General features: G+C 68.4%; 19 protein-coding genes. 15 read left to right on the plus strand and 4 right to left on the minus strand.

Translation table 11 applies throughout. From position 1 onward, the window contains the following. Positions 1–63 precede the first annotated feature (63 nt). Positions 64–1029, minus strand: a complete 966-nt coding sequence (locus FS787_RS16500; protein WP_144674077.1) for a quinone oxidoreductase — start codon at positions 1027–1029, stop codon at positions 64–66. Positions 1030–1256: 227 nt separating this feature from the next. Then, positions 1257–2348 carry an acyl-CoA desaturase gene (locus tag FS787_RS16505; RefSeq protein WP_144674079.1) on the minus strand — a complete coding sequence of 364 codons (1092 nt, stop codon included), beginning with the start codon at positions 2346–2348 and terminating at the stop codon, positions 1257–1259. Positions 2349–2556: 208 nt separating this feature from the next. Between FS787_RS16505 and argC the strand changes: the two genes are divergently transcribed. The 10 genes from argC to FS787_RS16555 all read left to right on the plus strand — a co-directional run bounded on the left by argC (position 2557) and on the right by FS787_RS16555 (position 12718). Next, on the plus strand, positions 2557–3588 hold the full coding sequence (argC, locus tag FS787_RS16510) for an N-acetyl-gamma-glutamyl-phosphate reductase (RefSeq protein WP_144674081.1): 1032 nt from the start codon (positions 2557–2559) through the stop codon (positions 3586–3588). After that, complete coding sequence (gene argJ / locus FS787_RS16515; protein ID WP_144674083.1) at positions 3585–4751, plus strand: bifunctional glutamate N-acetyltransferase/amino-acid acetyltransferase ArgJ; 1167 nt, start codon at positions 3585–3587, stop codon at positions 4749–4751. The genes argC and argJ overlap by 4 nt, the downstream gene beginning before the upstream one ends. Before the next feature lie 24 nt (positions 4752–4775). Continuing rightward, complete coding sequence (gene argB / locus FS787_RS16520) at positions 4776–5732, plus strand: acetylglutamate kinase (RefSeq protein WP_144674085.1); 957 nt, start codon at positions 4776–4778, stop codon at positions 5730–5732. Continuing rightward, positions 5729–6988: an acetylornithine transaminase gene (locus tag FS787_RS16525; RefSeq protein ID WP_144674087.1), complete on the plus strand. Its 1260-nt coding sequence runs from the start codon at positions 5729–5731 to the stop codon at positions 6986–6988. The genes argB and FS787_RS16525 overlap by 4 nt, the downstream gene beginning before the upstream one ends. Before the next feature lie 26 nt (positions 6989–7014). Further along, the gene (gene argF, locus FS787_RS16530; RefSeq protein ID WP_144674149.1) at positions 7015–7986 is read left to right on the plus strand and encodes an ornithine carbamoyltransferase; all 972 of its coding nucleotides are present in this window, start codon (positions 7015–7017) and stop codon (positions 7984–7986) included. Beyond that, positions 7986–8519, plus strand: coding sequence for an arginine repressor (locus tag FS787_RS16535; RefSeq protein WP_056432286.1), 534 nt, complete (start codon positions 7986–7988; stop codon positions 8517–8519). Before argF ends, FS787_RS16535 begins: the two co-directional genes overlap by 1 nt. A 150-nt stretch (positions 8520–8669) precedes the next feature. Beyond that, a complete protein-coding gene (locus FS787_RS16540) occupies positions 8670–9875 on the plus strand; it encodes an argininosuccinate synthase (protein WP_144674089.1) in 1206 nt (401 codons plus the stop codon). Positions 9876–9880: 5 nt separating this feature from the next. Next, on the plus strand, positions 9881–11308 hold the full coding sequence (argH, locus tag FS787_RS16545; RefSeq protein ID WP_144674091.1) for an argininosuccinate lyase: 1428 nt from the start codon (positions 9881–9883) through the stop codon (positions 11306–11308). A 100-nt stretch (positions 11309–11408) separates the two neighbouring features. Then, positions 11409–11939, plus strand: coding sequence for a pyridoxal 5'-phosphate synthase (locus tag FS787_RS16550; protein WP_144674093.1), 531 nt, complete (start codon positions 11409–11411; stop codon positions 11937–11939). 38 nt (positions 11940–11977) lie between these two features. Next, a complete protein-coding gene (locus FS787_RS16555; RefSeq protein WP_144674095.1) occupies positions 11978–12718 on the plus strand; it encodes a maleylpyruvate isomerase family mycothiol-dependent enzyme in 741 nt (246 codons plus the stop codon). A gap of 19 nt (positions 12719–12737) precedes the next feature. Here FS787_RS16555 and FS787_RS16560 read toward each other — a convergent pair whose 3' ends face one another. Next, positions 12738–13250, minus strand: coding sequence for a methylated-DNA--[protein]-cysteine S-methyltransferase (locus FS787_RS16560; RefSeq protein ID WP_144674097.1), 513 nt, complete (start codon positions 13248–13250; stop codon positions 12738–12740). Then, the gene (locus FS787_RS16565; protein WP_144674099.1) at positions 13247–14791 is read right to left on the minus strand and encodes a DNA-3-methyladenine glycosylase 2 family protein; all 1545 of its coding nucleotides are present in this window, start codon (positions 14789–14791) and stop codon (positions 13247–13249) included. The genes FS787_RS16560 and FS787_RS16565 overlap by 4 nt, the downstream gene beginning before the upstream one ends. A 91-nt stretch (positions 14792–14882) precedes the next feature. On the opposite strand from FS787_RS16565, the gene FS787_RS16570 reads away from it, so the two are divergent. From FS787_RS16570 to tyrS, 5 genes are all read left to right on the plus strand, one after another. Beyond that, the gene (locus tag FS787_RS16570; RefSeq protein ID WP_144674101.1) at positions 14883–15575 is read left to right on the plus strand and encodes a DNA-3-methyladenine glycosylase; all 693 of its coding nucleotides are present in this window, start codon (positions 14883–14885) and stop codon (positions 15573–15575) included. 79 nt (positions 15576–15654) lie between these two features. Further along, positions 15655–16269: a hypothetical protein gene (locus FS787_RS16575; protein WP_144674103.1), complete on the plus strand. Its 615-nt coding sequence runs from the start codon at positions 15655–15657 to the stop codon at positions 16267–16269. Positions 16270–16362: 93 nt separating this feature from the next. After that, a complete protein-coding gene (locus FS787_RS16580) occupies positions 16363–16905 on the plus strand; it encodes an adenine phosphoribosyltransferase (RefSeq protein ID WP_144674151.1) in 543 nt (180 codons plus the stop codon). Between the two features lie 162 nt (positions 16906–17067). Then, positions 17068–19296, plus strand: a complete 2229-nt coding sequence (locus FS787_RS16585; protein WP_144674105.1) for an AAA family ATPase — start codon at positions 17068–17070, stop codon at positions 19294–19296. A gap of 149 nt (positions 19297–19445) precedes the next feature. Continuing rightward, entirely contained in the window at positions 19446–20759 is a 1314-nt protein-coding gene (tyrS, locus tag FS787_RS16590; RefSeq protein WP_144674107.1) for a tyrosine--tRNA ligase, read from the plus strand. The last annotated feature ends 419 nt before the right edge of the window (positions 20760–21178 follow it).

Here is a 21178-nt window from a genome sequence, read left to right on the forward strand (position 1 = left end):
GCGCTACGGAACCCTGCCCTACGGAACCCTGCCCTACGGAACCCTGCCCTACGGAACCCTGCCCTATGGAACCAGGATGACCTTCCCGGTGGTGCGCCGCTGCTCCAGGTCATCGTGGGCCCGGGCGGCTTCGGCAAGATCGTAGCGGGCGCCAATGCGCACCTTCAGGCTGCCATCGGCCACCGCGGCGAAGAGCTCGTCGGAGCGCCAGCGGCGTTCGCGGGCGTCGCGCAGGAAGTGGCCGATCGTGGGCCGGGTCAGGTACAGCGAGCCGCCGGAGTTGAGCCGCTGCGGGTCGAAGGGCGGCACCGGGCCGGAGGCAGCACCGAAGAGTACCAGGGTGCCGCGGATGCGCAGGGCGGCGAGGGACCCGTCGAACGTGTCCTTCCCGACGCCGTCGAACACCACGTCCGCGCCGGTCCCGTCCGTCAGCTCGCGGACCCTGGCGGCGAAGCCGTCGTAGCGCAGCACGTGGTCGGCGCCGGCGTCGCGGGCAAGCTGCTCCTTGTCATCGGTGGAGACGGTGGTGATGACACGCGCGCCCCGGGCCTTGAGCAGCTGGATCAGCAGCAGGCCGACGCCGCCGGCTCCGGCGTGCAGCAGGACGGTGTGGTCCGGCTCCACCTTGAAGGAGGAATTGATCAGGTAGTGAGCGGTGATGCCCTGCAGCGGCAGGGCGGCGGCCGTGAAGTCGTCCACGCCGCGGGGGACCGGCAGCGCCTTGTCCTCGTCGATCAGGGCGTAGCCGGCATAGCAGTTGACGCCCTCGGCCGTGGCCACCCGGTCGCCGGGGGAGAACCCGGTCACGCCGTCGCCGAGTTCCTCCACGGTGCCCGATGCCTCGGATCCGGGGGTGAACGGGTACGGGACCTTGTAGCTTCCGCTGCGCTTGTAGGTGTCGATGAAGTTCACGCCGACGGCGGCGACCTTGACCAGCAGCTGGCCGGGACCCGGGACCGGGCGCTCGACTTCGGCCAGTGTGAGGACCTCCGGGCCCCCGGCCTCGCGGGCGACGATTGCATGCATCAAATGACTCCTTGCCTGGGCGGAATTTTCAATGCGGAATTTCCAGTGCGGAATTTCCGGTGCGGAACTTCGGGGCTGACGTGCGGGGTTGAATGTCCTGGCCCCGCGTCTGCACCCATCCTAGGGATAACGGAGCCAACGACGAAGTGACGGCCGGTATCCGGCCGTCACTTCGGGTCAAACTCTGAATTCGGTATGCCTGTGAGGGCGCCTTCGCGCCGCACTGCCGCCTAGTAGCGGCGGGTAACGGTGGCCATCGGGCACTCGAAGTGGCGTCCGGCGGACAGGCCGACGTCGTTGAGGTACCGCACGATGATGCCGTAGGACTGCAGCAGCGTGGTTTCCGTATACGGAACCTGGTGCTTCGCGCAGAACTCGCGGACGATCACGGCGGCCTTATCCAGCTGCGGGCGGGCCATGTCCGGGAAGAGGTGGTGCTCGGCCTGGCGGTTGAGACCGCCGAGCAGGATGTCCATGAAGAAGCCCCCGGAGATGTTCCGGGACGTCAGGACCTGGCGGCTGAAGAAGTCCACCCGGCTGTCGGCCGGCAGGACCGGCATGCCCTTGTGGTTCGGGGCGAAGGAAGCACCCATGTAGAACCCGAAGACCGCGAGCTGGACCGCGATGAACGCCAGCGCCATGCCCCACGGCAGGAAGGTGAACGCGAGCACCGGCAGGAGGCTGAGCCGGGCCAGGAGGATCGGGATCTCAACCCAGCGGTGCGTCACCTTGGCGCGCTGGAAAATGAACTTGATCGAATCGATCTGCAGGCCCAGGCCCACCAGGAACAGCAGCGGGAAGAAGAACCAGCCCTGCTTGCGGGTGAGGAAGGAGAACCGTCCCTGCCGGGTGGCGGCACCCTCGGGGTGGAACGCGATGGCGCCCGTGGCGATATCGGGGTCCTTAGAGATGACGTTGGGGTGGTTGTGGTGCGCGCCGTGCTTCTGCTCCCACCAGGAGTAGCTGATCCCGGCGACCGACGTGGCGAGCAGCCGTGCGGCCCAGTCATTGGCGCGGCGCGAAGCGAAGATCTGCCGGTGCCCGGCCTCGTGGGCCAGGAAGCTCAGCTGGGTGCAGAGGATGCCCAGGGCGGCGGCGATGAGCAGCTGGAACCAGCTGTCGCCAATCAGGGCGAAGCCGAACCACGTGGCGGTCATCAGGAGCACAAGAACCGAAAACACCGTGATGTAGAAGCCCACGCGGCGTTCGAGCAGGCCCGCGGCCTTGACGGTTTTCAGGAGTTCCGAGTAGCTCAGGACGACGGCGTTGGGCTGCCGGATCCGCGATTTCGGTCGCTCCGGCGTTGCGGTGGTGAGGGTCATGTAACGCGTTCCTCGAGACTGTTACGGGCAACGCTGCACCCGACACTCGGACTGCACGGTCTGGATCACCCTGCTCCAAGCATACGCTCCGGCATTCCACGGCCCTCCGGATTCCCGCGGAACAGCAGCGGCAGCAGAGCCGGGGGCACGCGGCAGTTCATGCATAAATATCGGCATCTATGCATACTCTTGCTGTATAGTCGTGGCTATGACTATTTCTGTTGCCGTGTCCGGCGCAAGCGGTTATGCCGGCGGCGAGGTGCTGCGGCTCCTCGCCGGCCACCCCGACGTCACCATCGGCGCCATCACGGCGCACAGCAACGCCGGTTCCAGACTAGGGGAATTGCAGCCCCATCTCCACGGCCTGGCCAGCCGCATCCTCGAAGACACCACCGTGGAGAACCTGGCCGGACACGACGTCGTGTTCCTGGCCCTTCCGCACGGCGCCTCCGCCGACATCGCGGCGCAGCTGCCGGCCGGCACCGTGGTGATCGACGCCGGCGCCGACCACCGGCTGGAGGACGCGGCTGCCTGGGAGAAGTTTTACGGCTCCCCGCACGCCGGCACCTGGCCGTACGGGCTGCCCGAGCTTCCCGGCCAGCGCGAGGCCCTGCGCGGCGCCAAGCGGATCGCCGTCCCCGGCTGCTACCCGACGTCGGCCCTTCTCGCCCTGACCCCGGGCTTCAGCAACCACCTGCTGCAGGCGGACGACGTCGTCATCGTTTCCGCGTCCGGCACGTCCGGGGCGGGCAAGGCCGCCAAGGTCAACCTGATCGGCGCCGAGGTCATGGGCTCCATGAGCCCCTACGGCGTGGGCGGCGGGCACCGGCACACACCGGAAATCGAACAGGGACTGTCCAAGGCGCTGAACGCCCCGGTCACCGTCTCCTTTACCCCCACCCTCGCCCCCATGAGCCGGGGCATCCTCACCACCGCCACCGCCAAGGTGCGGCCCGGCGTGACCGCGGAGGAACTGCGCCACGCCTGGAGCGAAGCCTACGACGACGAGCCGTTCGTGCATCTGCTGCCGGAAGGCCGCTGGCCCTCCACCAAGTCCGTGCAGGGCTCCAACCACGCCGTGATGCAGCTGGCGCTCGACAGCCACACCGGCCGCGTGATCGTCACGTGTGCCATCGACAACCTGACCAAGGGGACCGCCGGCGGCGCCGTGCAGTCCATGAACATCGCCCTCGGCCTGGCGGAAACCGCCGGCCTCGAACTGCAGGGAGTCGCACCGTGAGCATCACCGCCCCCCAGGGATTCCGCGCCGCCGGCGTCACGGCCGGCCTCAAGGCCTCCGGCAACCCCGACCTCGCCCTCGTGGTCAACGACGGCCCCGCGAAAGCCGCCGCGGCCGTGTTCACCTCCAACCGGGTGGCCGCAGCGCCTGTGCACTGGTCCCGCGAGGTGGTCAAGGACGGCCGTGTGGACGCCGTGATCCTCAACTCCGGCGGAGCCAACGCCTGCACCGGCCCGCAGGGGTTCCAGAACACGCACACCACCGCAGAGAAAACCGCCGAGGCGCTGGGCGTCTCCGCCACCGACGTCTTTGTCTGCTCCACCGGACTGATCGGTGAGCAGCTGCCGATGGACAAGATCCTGTCCGGGATCGGCGCCGCCTCTGCGGCGCTCACCACCGACGGCGGATCCGACGCCGCCACCGCGATCATGACCACGGACTCCGTCTCGAAGCAGGCGGTCTTCACCGGAACCGATGCCGAGGGCAAGGAATTCACCATCGGCGGCATGGCCAAGGGCGCCGGCATGCTCGCCCCGGGCCTCGCCACGATGCTGGTGGTCCTCACCACCGATGCGGACGTCCAGCCGGAAATGCTCGACGTCGTGCTTCGCGACGCCACCCGGGTCACCTTCGACCGGGCGGACTCGGACGGCTGCATGTCCACCAACGACACCGTGGTGCTGCTCGCCTCCGGCGCCTCGGGTGCAGTGCCGTCAGCCGTCGACTTCGGCACGGGCCTGACCCAGGTCTGCGCGGAACTGGCCCGCAAGCTGATCGGCGACGCCGAGGGCGCCAGCCACGACATCGCGATCCGCACCTTCAACGCCGCCAGCGAGCGGGACGCCGAGGTGGTCAGCCGTGCCGTCGCGCGTTCCAACCTCTTCAAAGCCGCAATCTTCGGCAAGGACCCCAACTGGGGCCGCGTGCTCTCCGCCGTCGGCACCACCGACTCCGCCTTCGAGCCCGACCAGCTCAACGTGTCCATGAACGGCGTGCAGATCTGCCGCAACGGCAGCATTGGCGATGACCGCGGCCTCGTGGACCTGGAACCCCGCGAGGTCCTGGTGGAGATCGACCTGCAGGCCGGCGGGGCGGAAGCCACCATCTGGACCAACGACCTCACCCACGACTACGTCCACGAAAACAGCGCCTACTCCAGCTAGGCAGTTCCCGGAGGGACGAACACGATGAACACCCAGACCCGCGAGACCACCTCCATGGCGGACGCCCAGGGCAAGGCCGGCACCCTGATCGAGGCCCTGCCCTGGATCCAGCGCTTTGCCGGCACCACCATGGTGATCAAGTACGGCGGCAACGCCATGGTCAACGACGAACTCCGCCGCGCCTTCGCCGAGGACGTCGTTTTCCTGCACCACGTCGGGATCCACCCCGTTGTGGTGCACGGCGGGGGTCCGCAGATCAACGCCATGCTCAGCCGGCTCGGCATCGAATCCGAGTTCAAGGGCGGGCTGCGGGTCACCACGCCGGAGGCCATGGACGTGGTCCGGATGGTCCTCACCGGCCAGGTGGGCCGCGAGCTGGTGGGCCTGATCAACTCCCACGGCCCCTACGCCGTCGGGATGTCCGGTGAGGACGGCGGCCTGCTCCGCGCGGTCCGCACCGGCACGGTGGTGGACGGCGAAGAGGTGGACCTGGGCCTGGTGGGCGAGGTCATCGGGGTCAACCCGGAAGGCATCCTGGACATCATCGCCGCCGGCCGGATCCCGGTGATCTCCACTGTGGCCCCCGAAATCTTCGACGACGGCAGCCTGGACGCCGCAACCAAACAGGCGCAGACCACCGGGCAGGTCCTGAACGTCAACGCGGACACCGCCGCCGCCGCCCTCGCCGAAGCCCTCGGCGCCTCGAAACTGGTGATCCTCACCGACGTCGAGGGCCTCTACGCCAACTGGCCCGACCGCTCCTCGCTGATTTCCTCACTCACGGCCTCCGAACTGCGCGATCTGCTGCCGCGCCTGGAGTCGGGGATGATCCCCAAGATGGAAGCCTGCCTCAAGGCCGTCGACGGCGGAGTGGAACGCGCGCACATCGTGGACGGCAGGCTGCCGCACTCGATGCTGCTGGAAACCTTCACGACGGCGGGCATCGGCACGCAGGTCGTCCCGGACGAGGACAACAAATGAACCAGATCGAAACCGCACCCGAGCTGACGGAAATAGTCGAAACCGGCGGCCAAACCACCGGCGCGCAGTGGCTGTCCCGCTATTCGTCCTCGCTGCTGGGGGTCTTCGGCACGCCGCAGCGGGTCCTCGTCCGTGGCGCCGGCTGCCTGGTCTGGGACGCCGACGGCAAGGAATACCTGGACCTGCTCGGCGGGATCGCGGTCAACGCCCTGGGCCACGCGCACCCCTTCGTGACCTCGGTGATCTCCAGCCAGCTCGCCACCCTGGGGCACGTCTCCAATTTCTTCACCAGCCCCACCCAGATTGCGCTGGCCGAGAAGCTGCTGGACATCAGCAAGGCCCCGGCCGGTTCCAAGGTGTTTTTCGCCAACTCCGGCACTGAAGCCGTCGAGGCCGCTTTTAAACTGGCCCGCCGCAATGTTGGATCCGCAGCGACGCCGCGCACCAAAATCATCGCGCTCGAAGGCGCCTTCCACGGCCGCACCATGGGAGCCCTGGCACTGACGGCGAAGGAAGCCTACCGGGCGCCGTTCGCCCCGCTGCCCGCCGGCGTCGTGCACATCCCCTTCGGCGACGTCGACGCCCTCCGCGCCGCGGTGGACGAGTCGACGGCCGCCGTCTTCCTCGAGCCGATCCAGGGCGAGGCCGGTGTCCGCCCGCTGCCCGCCGGCTACTTGAAGGCCGCACGGGAGGCCACCAGCGCCGCCGGTGCCCTGCTGATCCTGGACGAGGTCCAGACCGGCATCGGCCGCACCGGGAAGTGGCTCGCGAGCGGGGACGCCGGGATTGTTCCCGATGCCGTGACGCTCGCCAAGGGCCTCGGCGGAGGGTTCCCGATCGGCGCGCTCATCACCTTCGGCCCGGAAACGTCCTCGCTGCTGTCCGCCGGCCAGCACGGGACCACCTTTGGCGGCAACCCGGTGGCGACCGCCGCGGCGCTGGCCACCCTGCACGTCCTGGAAAACCAGCAGGTCCTGACCCATGTCCGGGAAGTGGGGGAGCACCTGCGCTCCGGCCTGGCCGCCATCGACGGCGTCACCGAGGTCCGCGGCGAAGGGCTCCTGATCGGCTTCGACCTCGACGCCGACGTCGCCGCTGCCGTTGTCACAGCCGGCCTGGACGCGGGCTTCATCGTCAACAGCCCCGGCCCGCACACCATCCGGCTCGCGCCGCCGCTGATCCTCACCACCGACCAGGCCGACCGCTTCCTCGCGGCGCTGCCCGCCCTCCTCCAGACCGCAAAGGACGCCCAGTGAACGCGACTGAAGTTCCGAAATTGACTTTGAAGAGCCAGACCCGCCACTTCCTCAAGGACACCGACCTCACCCCGGCCGAGCAGGCCGAAGTCCTGGACCTCGCCGTCCGGATGAAGGCCGCACCCTACAGCGTGCAGCCGTATGCCGCGGAAGGCAGCGGTCGGAAGACCGTCGCCGTGATCTTCGACAAGACCTCCACCCGGACACGTGTCTCCTTTGCCGCCGGCGTCGCGGACATGGGCGGCAACGCGCTCATCATCAACCCGGGCGAGGCGCAGATCGGCCACAAGGAATCCGTCGAGGACACCGCCAAGGTCCTGGAGCGCATGGTGTCCACCATCGTGTGGCGCACCGGCGCCCATTCCGGGCTCGTCGCCATGGCCGCGAACTCGGCCGTCCCGGTTATCAACGCCCTGTGCGATGACTACCACCCCTGCCAGCTCCTCGCCGACCTGCTCACCGTCAAGGAGCACAAAGGCGAGCTCAAGGGCCTCACCATGAGCTACCTGGGCGATGCCGCCAACAACATGGCCAACTCCTACCTGCTGGCGGGCGTCACCGCGGGCATGCATGTCCGCATCGCCGGCCCCGCAGGCTACCTGCCGTCCCCGGCCATCATCGCGGCGGCCGAAGACCGCGCGGCCGAGACCGGCGGCTCGGTGCTCGTCACCGTGGACGCCGCCGAGGCGCTGCTGGGGGCCGACGTCGTCGCCACCGACACCTGGGTCTCCATGGGCCAGGAGGACGAGAAGGAAGCCCGGCTGCAGCTGTTCCGCGGCTACGCCGTGGACGAGGCCGCCATGAAGCTCGCGGCGCCGGACGCCGTCGTGCTGCACTGCCTGCCGGCCTACCGCGGCTACGAGATCTCCGCGGCCGTGATCGACGGCCCGCAGTCCATTGTCTGGGACGAGGCCGAGAACCGGCTGCACGCCCAGAAGGCCCTGATGGCCTGGCTCATGCACCGCTCCGGGCTGGCTGTTGTCGAGGGGCTCGGCTAGTGTCCGTCCAGCCCGCCTCCCCGGGGGCCAGCCCGGCCACCAAGACGGCGCGGCAGGCGCGGATCACCGCGATCCTCACCGGTGAGTCGGTCCGCTCGCAGGCGGAACTGGCGGCCCTGCTCGCGGACGACGGCGTCCAAGTCACCCAGGCCACGCTGTCCCGGGATCTCGTGGAGCTCGGCGCCGTCCGGGTCCGCGGCAAGGACGGCGTCCTGGTCTACGCGGTGCCGGGGGAGGGCGGGGAGCGCGCCGCCAAGAGCGGCGTCACCCAGGAGATCCTCGACGCGCGGCTGGCCCGGCTCTGCGGGGAACTGCTGGTCACCGCCGAAGCGTCCGCGAACATCGTGGTGCTCCGGACGCCGCCCGGCGCGGCCAACTTCCTGGCCCTTGCGATCGACCACTCGGTGATGCCCTCCATCTTGGGCACCATCGCCGGCGACGACACCGTGCTGCTGGTCACCCGCGACCCGCTGGGCGGCGCGGCTCTGGCGGCCCGTTTCCTGCAGCTCGCCGAGGAAGCCGGTACCGGCTGACCGCCCCCGGCCCGAAGATTGGGCCTGCCACCGGGATGTGACAGGCTTTCAGTAGACACGCTTCACCCCGGGATTTTTCCCGACATTTCCCCACGAACTGACCTTTCCCCAACAACTGACCTTTTCCCCAATAACTAAGGAGCAATTCAAGTGACTGAGCGTATTGTGCTGGCCTACTCCGGTGGCCTGGATACTTCCGTAGCCATCGGCTGGATCGGCGAAGCAACCGGCGCCGAGGTCATCGCCGTGGCGGTCGACGTCGGACAGGGCGGCGAATCGCTGGAGACGATCCGCCAGCGCGCCCTGGGCTGCGGCGCCGTCGAGGCCTATGTGGCTGACGCGAGCGACGAGTTCGCTAACGAGTACTGCGTCCCCACGCTGAAGGCCAACGCCCTCTACCAGGGCCACTACCCGCTGGTCTCCGCGATCTCCCGCCCGGTGATCGTCAAGCACCTGGTCAAGGCCGCCCGCGAATTCGGCGCCACCACCGTGGCCCACGGCTGCACCGGCAAGGGCAACGACCAGGTCCGCTTCGAGGTGGGCATCCAGACCCTCGGCCCGGACCTGAAGTGCATCGCCCCGGTCCGCGACCTCGCCCTGACCCGGGACAAGGCCATCGCCTTCGCCGAGGAGAAGGGACTGCCGATCGAGACCACCAAAAAGAACCCGTACTCGATCGACCAGAACGTCTGGGGCCGCGCCGTCGAAACCGGATACCTCGAGGACATCTGGAACGCCCCCACGAAGGACATCTACGACTACACCGCCGCCCCGGAATTCCCGCCGGCGCCCGATGAGGTCACCATCTCCTTCGAAGCCGGCGTCCCGGTCGCGATCGACGGCGTCAAGGTCACCCCGCTGCAGGCCATCAAGGAACTCAACCGCCGCGCCGGCGCCCAGGGCGTCGGCCGGATCGACGTCGTCGAGGACCGCCTCGTTGGCATCAAGTCCCGCGAAATCTACGAGGCCCCGGGCGCGATGGCGCTGATCACCGCGCACAAGCACCTCGAGGACATCACGATCGAACGCGAGCAGGCGCGCTTCAAGGCCACCGTCGGCCAGCGCTGGGCCGAGCTGGTCTACGACGGCCAGTGGTTCTCCCCGCTCAAGCGCTCCCTCGACGCCTTCATCGAGGACACGCAGAAGTACGTCTCCGGTGACATCCGCATGGTGCTGCACGGCGGCCAGGCGATCGTCAACGGGCGCCGCTCGGACACCTCGCTGTACGACTTCGACCTCGCCACCTACGACACCGGCGACACGTTCGACCAGTCGATGGCGCGCGGGTTCATCGAGCTGTGGGGCATGTCGGCCAAGGTCGCCTCCGGCCGCGACATCCGCGTCGCAGGAAAGTAGCCCGCGTGGCTGAGCAAAAGTCAGAAGCTACCAACACGGGTGCGCTGTGGGGCGGCCGGTTCGCCGGCGGCCCCGCGGACGCCCTCGCCGCGCTGAGCAAGTCCACGCACTTCGACTGGCGGCTGGCCCGCTACGACATCGCCGGGTCCAAGGCGCACGCCCGCGTGCTGCACAAAGCCGGGCTGCTGGACGACGCCGAACTCGAGGGCATGCTTGCCGCCCTGACCCGGCTGGATGAGGATGTCGCCTCCGGCGCTTACCTGCCGGCGGAGTCGGATGAGGACGTGCACGGTTCGCTGGAGCGCGGGCTGATCGAGCGCGCCGGCACCCAGCTCGGCGGCAAGCTCCGCGCCGGCCGGTCCCGCAACGACCAGGTGGCCACGCTGGGACGGATGTTCCTGCGCGACCACGCCCGGATCATCGCCCGCGGCGTGCTCGCCACGATCGATGCGCTGGTGGAGCAGGCCAGGGCGCACCAGGGGGTGGCCATGCCCGGCCGCACCCACCTCCAGCACGCCCAGCCGGTCCTGCTTAGCCACCACCTGCTGGCCCACGCCTGGGCTTTGCTGCGCGACGTGCAGCGGCTCCAGGACTGGGACAAGCGCGCCGGCGTTTCGCCGTACGGCTCGGGTGCCCTGGCGGGCTCCTCGCTGGGCCTGGACCCGGAAGCCGTGGCCGCGGACCTGGGCTTCTACTCCGCGACGCACAACTCGATCGACGGCACCGCCGCCCGCGATGTCTTCGCCGAGTTCGCCTGGATCACGGCCATGATCGGCGTGGACCTCTCCCGGGTGTCGGAGGAAGTCATCCTGTGGGCCACGAAGGAGTTCTCGTTCGTGACCCTCCACGATTCCTACTCCACCGGCTCCTCGATCATGCCGCAGAAGAAGAACCCTGACGTCGCGGAACTGGCACGAGGAAAGGCCGGCCGGCTGATCGGCAACCTGACCGGGCTGCTGGCCACATTGAAAGGCCTGCCGCTCGCTTACAATCGCGACCTGCAGGAGGACAAGGAACCGGTCTTCGATGCCGCCGACACCCTGGAGGTGCTGCTCCCGGCAGTCTCCGGCATGATCGCGACGCTGACGTTCAACACCGAACGGATGGAATCACTGGCTCCGCAGGGCTTCGCGCTGGCCACGGACATCGCCGAATGGCTGGTCCGCCAGGGTGTGCCCTTCCGCGAGGCGCATGAGCTCTCCGGTGCCGCCGTCAAGCAGGCGGAAAGCCGCGGCGTCGAACTCTGGGACCTGACGGATGAGGAATACGCCGCCATCTCGGAGCACCTGACACCGGAGGTCCGCACGGTCCTGTCCACCGAGGGCTCGCTCAACAGCCGGAACTCGCAGGGCGGCACCGCGCCGGCCGCCGTCGAGCGCCAGCTGCTTGCCCTTGAGGGCGAGCTCGCCGGCGTCCGCGAATACGCCGGGTAGGTTCCGCCTGCACAGCCCAGCCCACGAGTTGGCGCTTCGCGGCAGTGTTTTTCGCAAACATTGCCGCGAAGTGCCAAGTCGCGGCGTTTAGGCTGGGTGCATGAGCGAATCCTTCCGCCAGATGTTGCGCGCTCTGCCCGATTTCCCGGACGAGCTGCCGGACTTCGACCCGGCCACGGCCCCCGCGGATCCCACCGAACTCTTCCGGCTGTGGCTGGACGAGGCGCTGCACGCCGGGGTGCCGCAGCCCAACGCCTGCAGCCTGGCCACCGCCGACGGACGCGGCAGGCCGTCCTCCCGGATGCTGATCCTCAAAGACATCGACGACGACGGCTGGCACTTCGCCACGTCGCGCGACTCCCGGAAGGGCCGGGAACTCTCGGAGAATCCGCACGCAGCCCTGAACTTCTTCTGGCAGCAGCAGGGCCGGCAGGTCCGCGTCGCCGGCAGCGTTGTCGAGCTCTCGGCGGAAGCGTCCGCGTCCGACTGGCACGACCGGCCCGGCGCCGACGGCAGCGGGAATCCCAGTTGGCAGCTCTACGCCGTCCGCCCCCGCGAGATCGAGTTCTGGCAGGCCCGGCATGACCGCCGGCACATCCGGCACCGCTATGGCCAGGCGACATTCAGTTAATCGGGATTTATCCAGAGCGCTCGGTTAGGATGATCGCCATGACCGCAATCACCCCCGAAAAACTCCTGGAAGAACTCCGCCGCGCTGCCGGCGTCGTGACCGGAATCGCCGCCAGCCTCAGCGAGGAGGACGTCAAAGCCCCCTCGGAACTGCCGGGCTGGACCCGGGGACACGTGCTGGCCCACATCTGCGGCATCGCCAACGCGATGGCCCGCCAGCTGGAATTCGCCGCCCAGGGGGAGAACGTCGAGCTCTACGACGGCGGCTACGAAGGCCGGACTCGCGCCATCGAGATGGCCGCCGGGCACACCATCGATGAACACCGGGCTGACTTGGAGGCCGCCCTGGACCGGGCGCTGCGTGCGTTTGGAACGCTGGACGACGCCGGCTGGCAGACACCCATAAGCTTCCGCGGGGGAGTCGTCTTCGACGGCGGCCTGGCGCTGTGGCGCGAGCTGGTCATCCACGCCACCGACCTCGGCACGGGCCGTGGCCCGGAAACGTGGAGCCGGCCGTTCTGCGAGGGGCTCTTCACTTTCCTGGCCGCCCGGGTGCCGGAAGGGCAGCGGTTTGTTCTCCAGCCGCTCGGCCTGCCCGCGGTGCCCCTCGGCACCCCCGGCGGACGGTCGACGGCGATCAACGGCATGCTGACCGACATCGCGGCTTGGCTCGCCGGACGCACACCGACGCTCGGCAGCCTGCGCGCCACCGCAGCGGCCGACGGTGTGGATCTCCCGGAGCTGCTGCCGTGGCCCGCCGGAGTGCCCGCCACACGCTGACGCCTTCGCCCAGCCCGCGCTACGCCGCGCCGGCGGCCTGCTGACGCTCCCGGTCCAGCAGGCTTTCCTTGATGGCCAGGCCCCAGCGGAAGCCGCCCAGGCTCCCGTCGGTGCGGATCACCCGGTGGCAGGGCACAAAAAGCGCCGCCGCATTGAAGGCGCAGGCACTTGCCGCGGCGCGGACGGCTTTCGCATTTCCGGAGAGCGCCGCGTACTCGGTGTACGTTACGGGGTGCCCCGGCGCGACCGTCCGGAGGATGTCCCAGGCATGGCCCCGGAACGGACCCGACTTCTGCACCACCGGCACGCCCATGGCCGGCCCCGGGTTCCCGGTATAGAACTCGTTCACCGCCGCAGAAATGGCGCCGAGTCCGACGACTGTTTCGAATTCCCCCGGCAGCAGGTCCGGGTGGATCTGCCCGGTCAGTTCACCCGGGGCTGCCGTCCAGCCGGAGGCAAGGACAGCCCCGTCCCGGGCAATGATGGTGAACGGACCGTCCGGGGTGGACATGGTCAACAGTTGGGCTTTCATGGTGTCGCTTTCTTCGGGATGGGGGACAGCGTGCGGACTGGCCTGGTCCGGGCTCCGGACGGTGCTGCCGCAGCAGCGCGCCAGAGGTGCATGGTGGCATAGGAGCGCCAGGGACTGAGCTCACGGAAGTCAGGACTCAGGGACGTTTCGCAGGCCCGGGCGCCGCCGGCTGCGTCGTTGGCCAGTGAGCGGATGCCGTTGCGCACGGCGGCGTCGTTGGCCAGGAATACATCCGGGGCGCCGATCACGCGCATCGCCACATAGCCCACCGTCCACGGCCCGACGCCGGCGAGCGGCAGCAGCTTGGCCTCCAGCCCGGGCAGATCGTCGCCGTACCCGAAATCGAGCTCACCGGAGGACATCGCCGCGGCAGCACCCCGGACCGAGTCGATGCGGCGCTGCGGGCCGCGGAGGAGTTCAAAGCCGGTGTCCGCGATCTGCGTTGCCGTGGGAAACAGCCGGTGCAGCCCGTCTCCCGGAACCAGGCACTCGCTCCCGGATGCGGACAGCTGGATGAGGGCGGTCCGGGCGGCGGCGACGGTGATCTGTTGCCCGATCATGGCCCGGACCAGCAACTCCTGAGGGTCCACCGCGCCCGGCATCCTGATGCCGGGCGTGGCAGCAATGCTGGCGGCCAGCCGGGGATCGGACGCCAGCGCGCCGTCGATGGCGACCGGGTCGGCGTCGAGATCCAGCAGCCGCCGGACCCGGCTGAGCAGGGACGGCAGGTCCCGGAGGTCGACGGCGCCGATGGTCAGCACCAGCGGACGCCCGGGCACTCCGGCGTCGTAGTCCACCCGGAAGCGGGCGTCGCCGTGCGCCAGGCGCATGGTCCGGGCGTAGGAGGTGGACGAGCCTTCCTCGATCCCGGGGATGGCCCGGACTGCCAGGAAGTCGAAGACCCCCGGATCGAACGGCTCGCGGTAGGGCAGGTTCAGCGTCAGAGCCGTCGACGACACAGCGGCCACCGCGGGCGTGCGGTGGTGCCGCGCGGTGGCCCGCAGCGCCGAGGGGGTCATCGCGAAGACCTCGCCGATGGTTTCGTTGAACTGTCGGACGCTGCTGAAGCCTGCCGCGAAGGCAATCTCGGCGGCTTTCATCGTTGTGGAGACCAGCAGCGTGCGGGCGGTCTGGGCCCGGCTTGCCCTCGCCAGCGACAGCGGGCCGGCGCCAAGCTCGTGGCTCAGGATCCTGTTGAGCTGCCGGGAGGAGTACCCCAGCCGGGCAGCGAGCCCTTCCACGCCGTCGCGGTTGATCACACCGTCGTTGATGAGCCGCATGGCCCGTCCCGCGACGTCGGAGCGCAGGTTCCAGGCCGGCGTGCCGGGCACGGCCTCGGGCAGGCAGCGCTTGCAGGCCCGGTAGCCGGCGTCGTGCGCGGCGGCGGAGGTTTCGTAGAAGGTGACATTGCCCGCCTTGGGGGTCCGGGCCGGGCAGGACGGCCGGCAATAGATGCCCGTGGTGCGGACAGCAGTGTAGAACTGCCCGTCGAACCGGGTATCGCGGGCGTCGATTGCCCGGTAGCGCTGCCAGAAGTCCATGACCTCATCCTGCCAGCTTCCCGGAGCGGCTGCTAGCGGAAATCGGACACGGCCGTGGAGGGACAGATTGGCCGTTTGTTAAAGTCGGAGCATGAATAATGCGACCCCCGGCGTGCCCGGCAACGGACTCACTGCCGGCGGACTCACTGCCGGCGGGCCGGCCGATGAACTGCGGCAGCTCCTGTCCCGGGACGCCCGGCAGGTGGCGCCGCAGCTGCTCGGCGCCGTGATGACGCATGAGGGGCGCGACGGCCCCGTGTCCGTGCGGATCACCGAAGTGGAGGCCTACCTGGGCCCGCACGATTCACTGCACCCGGACCCCGGATCGCACACTTTCCGGGGCGCCACGGCCCGCAACGCGGTAATGTTCGGCCCGGCCGGCCACCTGTATGTCTACTTCACGTACGGAATGCACCACTGCGCCAACATCGTCTGCGGGCCCGACGGGGTGGCGTCCGCCCTGCTGCTGCGGGCGGGCGAGATCGTCGCCGGGGAGCCCCTGGCGCTCAAGCGCCGGCCGACGTCGAAAGCGTCCAAGGACCTGGCGAGCGGCCCGGCCCGGCTCGCCACCGCACTCGGCATCACGACGGCGGACAGCGGCCGGGACGCGCTCCTGGCCCCGTTCCGGCTGGAACTGCCGGCCGTGCCGGCGGTGGATGTTCTGTCAGGACCGCGTGTTGGTGTCTCCGGCGCCGGGGGCACCGACGAGTACCCCTGGCGCTTCTGGCTCAGAGGCGACCCGACTGTCTCCCGCTACAAAGCAGCGAAAGTCCGCCTGAAATAGCGGACCGGCGGGCCAGCGGCCCGGGGTGGCAGTCCTGGTGATTCCCAAGGCCCGACGGCAGGGGGAAGGATGGGGTCTTATGGGTGAGGGCAAGCGCGGAAAGCCACGCAGCGAGCTCGAAAGGCTCCAGATCTTCGCGGCGCTGGCCGCCGACTACTTCCGGATGGTTGAGCTGTTCCAGCCGGAGAGCGGGCCGGTCCCGCCGGATTCCCCCGAGGGGGAGCGCCGGCTGTGGGTGGAGCTCTTCCGGGCGGCCCTGCTGCGCAAATTCATCGTTCGCGACGAACACGTTTCCCTCAAGCTCGTGGTGCGGGCCATTCGCCTGTGCAACCACACAGCGGACCGGAAGCTCGCGGACGGGGCGGACGCCGTAGCCGGTCTGTTCACCGCGGAGATGGTCCAGGGCCGCCAGCATGACGTGCCGGAACCAGCGCCGGCTGACGATCGTGAGATTTTCGAGGACGTCCTCTACGGCCGGCTACTGCACGGCGACGCCGACCGGTTCCGCCGCTCGGAATGGGCGGATGACCCCCGCCGTCTGCGTGCGGCGGCTGCCCTACGCTTTGACGCGGAGCACGCGCTCCGAAAGGCGCTCGACGTCGTCGACTACGGCCTCGCCCAGGACCTCCTGAGCCCTCCCACCGCACCGGCCGGTGGGGCGGAAGCTGCGGGGTCGGGCGACCAGGCCGGGTGACTCGGTCCGGTCACGGGGCCGGTCTCCAGGACGCGGTGCGGGGCCAGCCAGTAGGGTTGACGGGTGAACCAAAGCGAGCCGCACCAGACCACAATGACCATGAATGAGACCACCACACCAGTGGATGAGCTGATCAGCAGCCTGTGCGCCACCATCCCCGATTACCCCAAACCCGGCATCGTCTTCAAGGACCTGACCCCCGTCTTCGCCGACGCCGCGGCACTGAAGGCCGTGGTGGACGCACTGGTGGCCCCGTTCAAGGGCCAGTTCGACGCCGTCGCAGGCGTGGAGGCCCGGGGCTTCCTGCTGGCCGCGGCCGCGGCGTACGCCACGGGCACCGGCGTCGTCACCGTCCGCAAAGCCGGCAAGCTGCCGCGTGAAGTGGTGGCCGAGGACTACGCCCTCGAATACGGCAGCGCCACCCTGGAACTGCACACCACGGACCTTGCTCCCGGCAGCCGCGTCCTGATCCTCGACGACGTCCTCGCGACGGGCGGCACACTCGGCGCCGCCGCCCGGCTGTTCGAACGCTGCGGCATCCAGGTGGCCGGTGTGGGGGTGGTCATGGAACTGGATGAACTCGGCGGACGCCCGGCCCTGGACGGCCACAGGGTCCACTCCCTCCTGCGCCTGTAACCCCGCCCCGCTGCGGCATCCGAAGGGGCGCGTGAGCTCCGCCCCGGATGGACGATTCCGCAGGCCTCGGTAGACTGCCTGCAAAAAGCTGACATGTGCCGCTGGGGAGACCGAAATGGTTGTAGAATGGTTGGTCTGTCTTTTTCGATAGGGGAACGTTCGATGCACGACGCTGATTTGGCCCATGAACGCGACTATGTAGCCGGACTTTACGCCCGGCTGGATGAGCTGCGGGCGGAAAAGCGCGCCCAGCTGGCGCAGGTACGACGTGCCGGTGCGGTGGGCACCATGCAGAACGTTTCCGAGCGGGACGCGTTCGCGGCACTCTACGAGGACCGCCTGGCGCAGCTCGACGCCGTCGACGACCGGCTCGTGTTCGGCCGCCTTGACCTGGACTCGGGGGAGGCCCAGTACATCGGCCGTATCGGCCTGACCACCGAGGACCTGCAGCGCCTCATGCTGGACTGGCGCGCGCCGGAAGCCGGGCACTTCTACCAGGCCACGGCGTTTGACCGGCAAGGTGTGCGCCGCCGCCGCCACCTCATCCTGCAGGGCCGCGAGGTCAAGGCGATCGAGGATGACGTGCTCGACGCCGACATGCTCGCTGACAACGATTCCCTCCAGGGTGAGGGCGCCCTGCTGGCCGCCCTGAACTCCAAGCGGACCGGACGGATGTCCGACATTGTCGGGACCATCCAGTCCGAACAGGACCGGATCATCCGCTCCTCGATCTCCGGCGCCCTCGTGGTCCAGGGCGGCCCGGGCACCGGAAAGACCGCCGTGGCGCTGCACCGCGCCGCCTACCTGCTCTACACCCACCGCGACCGGCTCAAGACCGCAGGCGTCCTGCTGGTGGGACCGTCGTCGTCGTTCATGAAATACATCGAGCGCGTCCTGCCGTCGCTCGGCGAGACCGGCGTAGTCATGGCGAGTGTCGGCCGGCTGATGCCGGGCATCCATGCCGTCGCCGAGCCCGAAGCCGACGTCGCGGCGATCAAGGGCCGGCTGGACATGGCCGAGGTCGTGGCGAACGCCGTGGCCAACCGGCAGCGCATTCCGGCGGCCAACCGCATCCTCGAAGTGGACGGGCGCAAACTCGTCCTGACGCCCCGTCAGGTCCGCCGCGCCCGGGACCGGGCCCGCTCCACCGGCAAACCGCACAACGAGGCCCGTGTGTCCTTCGTCAAGATCCTGCTGCGCGAACTGACGGAGCAGATGACGGAACTGGTGGAAGCCGGCAGCATCGGCAACAACGCCGACCGCTCCTACCTGGCCGAGGACGTCCGCTCCGCCCGGGACGTCCGCATCGCCTTGAACCTGTGCTGGATGCCGATGACCCCGGAAAAGCTCATCGGTGAACTCCTCAGCAGGCCGGCGATCCTGGAAGCCTGCACCCCCATGCTCAGCCCGGCCGAACGTGAACTGCTGCTCCGTCCCGCCGACGCCCCATGGACCGAAGCGGACGTGCCGCTGCTGGACGAGGCCGCCGAACTGCTCGGCGACCTCGACGCGGCGGCCGGCAGGGGACTGGCCCAGCAGGAACACGACCGCGCCCGCGATCTGGCCAACGCCAAGCAGACGCTGGTCAACATGGAGACCGCCGGCGTGGACGTCCTGATGTCCGCGGAAGAACTCGTGGACCAGAACCAGGAACGCGAGGCCCGGCTCACCGCCGCCGAGCGCGCCACGACAGACCGCAGCTGGGCGTTCGGGCACATTGTGGTGGATGAGGCCCAGGAACTCTCGCCGATGCAGTGGCGTCTGCTGGTGCGCCGTTGCCCGCTGAAGTCCTTCACCATCGTGGGCGACATCGCCCAGACGAGCTCAGTGGCGGGCGCCAATTCCTGGCACAGCGCCCTGGCGCCCATGTTTGGCGACCGCTGGCAGCTCGAGGAACTCACCGTGAACTACCGCACGCCGTCGCAGATCGCGGAAGCGGCCGCACGGATGGCCAACGCTGCCGGACTGGTTGTTTCGGCGCCGAAGGCCGTCCGCGAAGGCCGCTGGGCCCCGGTGATCGACCGCGTCGAGCCCGGCCAGATCATTGCCAAGCTCGTCGAGGTCCTGCCGGAGGAGCTCGCATCCCTCGACGGCGGACTGCTGGCCGTCATCGCCGACGGCGAGCTCCTCCCGGAGGCGACCGCCGCGCTGCGCGCTGTCTATGGCCGCCGCGTCGGCACGGATGCCGGCAGCTACGTGCAGGACATCGTGGTGATCAGTCCCCGCGAGGCCAAGGGCCTGGAGTTCGACGGCGTAGTGGTGCTGGAACCGTCCGCGATGCTCAACCACGAGCACGGCCGCGTCGGTGACCTGTATGTGGCCATGACCCGCCCCACCCAGCGGCTTCGGCTCATCGCCGCCGCCGACGTGCCTGCCGGCATCGAAGACTGAGTACTGCCCGCCGCTTCGGGGCGCGAGGGCGTCCCGCCTCAGCAGAACGCACGACGGCGGCGGCAGCCCGCCGTCGTGCCGCTGCCGGCGCTGGGCTGCCGGGCGGTCACACGCGCTGAGCGTGCCCTGATCCTGCTAACTTAGATTCCGTGTCCCAGCTAAATGATCTACGTTCCCAGCAGAATGACCCCAGCTTCGCCAACGTGTGGCAGGAGCTGAAATGGCGCGGCCTTGTCCACGTCTCAACGGATGAGGCGGAGCTTGAAAAACTGCTCGCCGGTGATCCCGCAACTTATTACTGCGGCTTCGATCCCACCGCTCCGAGCCTGCACCTGGGAAACCTGGTCCAGCTGCTGCTAATGCGCCGGATCCAGCTGGCCGGCCACAAGCCCCTCGGGCTGGTGGGCGGCTCCACCGGACTGATCGGCGATCCCCGGCAGACCGCCGAGCGCGTGCTGAACACTCCGGAGACCGTCGCCGAATGGGTCGGCAAACTGCAGGAACAGGTCCAGCGGTTCCTGAGCTTCGAGGGCGACAACGCGGCCCGGATGGTCAACAACCTGGACTGGACCGCGCCGCTGAGCGCCATCGACTTCCTGCGCGGCATCGGGAAGCACTTCCGGGTCGGCACCATGATCAAGAAGGACATCGTCGCCAACCGGCTGAACTCCGACGAGGGCATCAGCTACACGGAGTTCAGCTACCAGATCCTGCAGGGGATGGACTACCTGCAGCTTTTCCGCGACTACGGCTGTGTCCTGCAGACCGGCGGGTCGGACCAGTGGGGCAACCTCACCAGCGGCACCGACCTCATCCGCAAAGTCGAGGGCAAGCATGTCCACGCACTGGGTACACCCCTCATCACGAACGCCGACGGCACAAAGTTCGGTAAGAGCGAGGGCAACGCCATCTGGCTGGATCCGGAGATGTGCAGCCCGTACGCCTTCTACCAGTTCTGGCTCAACACCGCGGACAGCGACGTGGTGGCACGCCTGAAGGTGTTCACGTTCCTGGGCCGTGCCGAGATCGAGGCGTTGGAGACCGCGGTGGCCGAGCGGCCGTTCGCCCGCGAAGGACAGCGGAAGCTCGCTTACGAGGTGACCTCCCTCGTTCACGGCGTGGACGCCACGGAGAAGGTGATTGCCGCCTCCGCCGCGCTGTTCGGCAACGGTGACCTGAGCGTCCTCGACGAGGCCACGCTTAAGGCGGCGACGTCTGAGCTGCCGTCCGCCACTGTGGAGACCGGCGGCCTGGGCATCATCGAACTCCTGGTGGCAACCGGCCTGTCGGAGAGCAAATCCGCGGCCCGCCGGACGGTGGGGGAGGGCGGGGCGTACGTCAACAACGCCAAAGTGGCGGATCCGGAGGCCGTCATCGAGCCCGGCCAGCTGCTGCACGGACGCTACCTCCTCCTTCGCCGTGGCAAGAAGAATCTGGCCACGGTCGAAGTCACCGCAGCCTAGCCAGACACCCGCGCGTCATCTGCACGCTCCTCCCGGATCCAGTTGCAAGGTCGGGGAGGAGCGTGTATTGTTTTCTGAGTCGCCACCGAAGAGTGGCGGCCAACCCCAACAAAAATAGAGAAGCAATTCTTCTAGCACTTTCTGCTCCCCTGGAGCATTCGGTGCAGAAATGAAAGATTGCTTCCAATTATGCTGGGCGGATTCGCTCCATTGGGTGAAATTCAGATGAAAAACTGGATTTGCAAAGTGGATATGAATGAAATAAGCTTGAAATATCGCAGCGAAGGAAAAGCGAAACAAAAGAATTCAATTACATTGAATTGTTTCGGATAGTAATTCGAATGTGTCTGTTGTTTGAGAACTCAATAGTGTGCCAAGTTTGTTGATACCAATTTATTGTATTGAATTGGTTGAATTTG

Origin of the sequence: Arthrobacter sp. U41 (assembly GCF_007679325.1) — a bacterium.
Taxonomy (GTDB): Bacteria; Actinomycetota; Actinomycetes; order Actinomycetales; family Micrococcaceae; genus Arthrobacter.